Origin of the sequence: Piscirickettsia litoralis (assembly GCF_001720395.1) — a bacterium.
Taxonomy (GTDB): Bacteria; Pseudomonadota; Gammaproteobacteria; order Piscirickettsiales; family Piscirickettsiaceae; genus Piscirickettsia; species Piscirickettsia litoralis.
Genome location: NZ_MDTU01000001.1, coordinates 518,809 through 522,232 on the forward strand (window position 1 = coordinate 518,809; position 3,424 = coordinate 522,232).

At 40.4% G+C, this 3,424-nt stretch carries 3 protein-coding genes; all 3 read right to left on the minus strand.

Annotated elements, in window-relative coordinates:
- Positions 1-669 (minus strand): RasGEF domain-containing protein (locus BGC07_RS20445; RefSeq protein ID WP_158006842.1); only part of this gene is annotated, 669 nt, incomplete at its 3' end.
- A gap of 311 nt (positions 670-980) precedes the next feature.
- On the minus strand, positions 981-1,595 hold the full coding sequence (lexA, locus tag BGC07_RS02465) for a transcriptional repressor LexA (RefSeq protein WP_069311828.1): 615 nt from the start codon (positions 1,593-1,595) through the stop codon (positions 981-983).
- A gap of 250 nt (positions 1,596-1,845) precedes the next feature.
- Positions 1,846-3,192 (minus strand): anti-phage deoxyguanosine triphosphatase, encoded by a 1,347-nt coding sequence (locus BGC07_RS02470; protein ID WP_069311829.1) that lies wholly within the window; start codon positions 3,190-3,192, stop codon positions 1,846-1,848.
- Between the last annotated feature and the right edge of the window lie 232 nt (positions 3,193-3,424).

Below are 3,424 nucleotides of genomic sequence, written 5' to 3' on the forward strand. Positions count from 1 at the left end.
GTCTTTTTTACTTAGCGGAACTAGTTCAGGCATAGGGGTTCCAGCAGAACTCTTAGCAGCAGATAGATACATTGCAAACCTTTGCCTTATTTTAATACTTTCTTCTTTAGCCAGTAGGCTATTTCCGTAAAGCTCAATATCTTTTGTAAAGGTAACGTATGGCCCAAACACAACTGTGCCTCCATGTTGTTTCTGATAACGTCTAATTTCTCCATAGTTTCCCCCAAAAGCAAACAACCGATCAAGATCAGCTTTGTTATTCATAGTCGCTCTACTCAATAACCTCTCGCCCCCTTTGCTCTTATTAAACATATTATATAGGGGCGTGTCATTTAAAGCCGCATTTATACTAAAACCAACTTCTAAGTTACTCTCTTTGACCGCACTTTTTGCCACATCAACCCAGAAAGCATAAATTCGCGTTGCATCACGTACAGAGCCTACATTAAGCACAGAGTCGAGTATCTTTTGCCTAAGGTAATTGCCAAATTTAGGCAGCTCTTTCTGAAGGAACTTTATTAATGCTTTTTCTTCTAAGTCATCTAATTTGAAACGCAGTAATACTCCCTTACTCATAGAGTCAAGCTTGCATTTTGTTTCACTAACGAAATCACAATATTCTTGATGATCTCTAATATTATTTAGTCCATCTAAAATTTCGTTTGGCATTGTTATAACCTTTACACCACTAAAAGTACCTCGAACGCTTTACTCTAAATTCAAATTTTAGGTTAGTGCGTATCGGATACTCTTTGCAGAACATAATCCTGTTTGAACAATATGGCGGTTTGAAGGTGAGTTGTCTAATTTTTTGCAAAATCCGTTGTGCTGCGGGTATCTCACACCGATATACACTTTCTAGCATATTCAGCATAACCTCCAGATCGCGAATGTCTGTCGCATTTAGCTGACTCATTATTACTTTCTCCCTCTTTTATCATTCTTATTCAAGTTAATGCCAAGTAAAGTTAGTGAATCTATTAATATCTCCTCAATTGCGCCACTAAAACACCTTGAATCTGAACCCGATGAGCAGGGTATGTCATCACATCAAGCTCATCATTTTCAGGAATCAGCGTAACGCTTTTATCATAGTTTTGTTTAAAGCGCTTCAACGTCGCTTCGGTATTATCAATCAATGCAACAACAATATCACCAGTACTCGCAGGGCGCTGTTGCTCAATCACAACAAGATCACCATCATAGATCCCCACTTTTTTCATACTGTCGCCAACCACATCTAAAATATAACGCCCCATTCCACCAAACATGTCATTCAGGTCGACACGCTCAACATCTTCCCAGGCTAAGATGGGCTGACCCGCCGCAATTTTACCAACACGCGGCATACAAGATGTATTTTCTCGATTTGGATTCTCAATCACCCTCATCGAAGTCATCTTATGGCCTTTTTTGATGTAGTTCTTCTTTGCTAAAGAATCCACCAAAGCATAAATACGCCTTGGGCTACGAGAACCTCCCAAAAGCTCGGACATCTCTTGCTGAGTCGGACCACGCCCTGCGGCCAAAATTTTATTTTCAATAATATCAAGCAGCTGAGCCTCCAAGAGACTTAACTCATATCCATCTCTCATATTTGTGCTCCACCAAGAACATTCATAAATCGTTCAATAACTATACACAAATTATACACAAATATTCAAGAGGGTAATAGCCCAGCAACCCATTACAGCAGTAGGCTATTTAAGAAACATAAGGTTGTTTCAAAAGTATTGACTGCAAAAAGAAGAAGCTTGGTTATTAATAATCTAAACTACTTCTAATTTATATATTTAATCTCTAAGAATTTATCCGGTTATCGTCTTAAACTCTCACTATTAATAATTAATAACGATCGAAGATCGATCCTGCACGCGGGATAAATAGCCGCTCATATAGCCTGGTCGCATATTCGTCTGTCATACCAGATACATAATCAGCGAGGACACGCATGCGTTTAGCATCAGATTCTGCTTGCTGCCACAGTACCAAGTTCTCATGAGGCAATAGGCGTCCGGGGTCAGAGGCTAATGCTTCAAAAAGTCGAATAATAATTTGTTGCCCACGATACTCAAGCGTTTGTAAACCATGGCGATTAATAAAATGGCTTTTCACTAGGTCCTTTAATTGCTGGAGCAAGTGAGCGACTTTCTTGGGTAAAAATGCTCGATAGTCAAGCAATGGTTCACTAAAGGTTTGCCGTTGTTCGATTTCTACTGAACTAATAAATGCATGGACCAAAGCACCGATCATTTGCTTACGCTCATAAGGTTCCGCGAATAAATCATGCGAAATAGCGGCTAAGTTAAACCGATTAGCCCAATCAGAGCCATCAAATAATGGCGCAATATCTTCCCATAAATGTGCGGTAATAAAGCCTAGAAAAATCGCATCTTCAAGGTCATGAACTGCATAAGCAATATCATCTGCCAAATTCAATAATGTCGTATCAAACCCCGCATAATTAGGCAAATGATGAATATTTTCATAATTCACTTTCTCACTCACACTCATAAAGCGCTGCTTTTCATCATTCGAAATTTCAGCCAAAACCCAGTCCACGACTTGAGTTTCATCATCAAAAAAACATTTAGGAGGCAGCCATTCATGAACACGAACTAATGACGGGTCGTTCGGCTCCGGTGGATAATGGCCACAAGTTCGACTATAGGGAGCAGGATACTTTAACACCCCTAACAAAGTTCGCCTCGTCATATCCAGCCCAAAACCCGGTGTTGTATGCGTTGTCAAATGAGACAGTAGTCGCAATGTCTGACCATTGCCCTCAAAACCACCATAAGAGCGCATTAGATAATTTAAAGCTTGCTCTCCTCCATGGCCGAAGGGTGGATGACCAATATCATGAGCTAAGCCTAAAGTTTCTATCAATGCGGTTTCCGGAAATGGAATATTTGGATCTTGTTGCTGATAGCGCCCTCGTAAATTATCAACCAAGCCTGCGCCAATTTGGGCTACTTCCATCGAATGCGTTAGACGACTTCGATAAAAGTCGCTATCTCCTTGCCCAAGCACCTGCGTCTTGCCTTGTAAGCGCCGAAACGATAAAGAGTGGATAAGACGAGCACGATCTCGCTGATAAACACTACGCGTATCACAAGGACGTTTAGTCAAACGCTCCGAGCGACGTTGTTGCCAAGATGATGCTTTCTCTATTTGATTATTATGATTCATTGAATTCTACACACTATACTAATATAAAAATGCTCTTCACTAAGACAAGGATGAGTCATGAGGCGCTTACTTACCTACCTGTTACTTCCAAGCTTATTTGGTTTATTTACTTTATCTAGCTTCGCTTACCAATACGGTCCCGTCAAGCCAGGAGAAACGTTATGGAGTATCGCCAAAAAATGTCCGCCCAAATACCTCCATCTCGATCACTAAAAATTGATGAGCATCATTC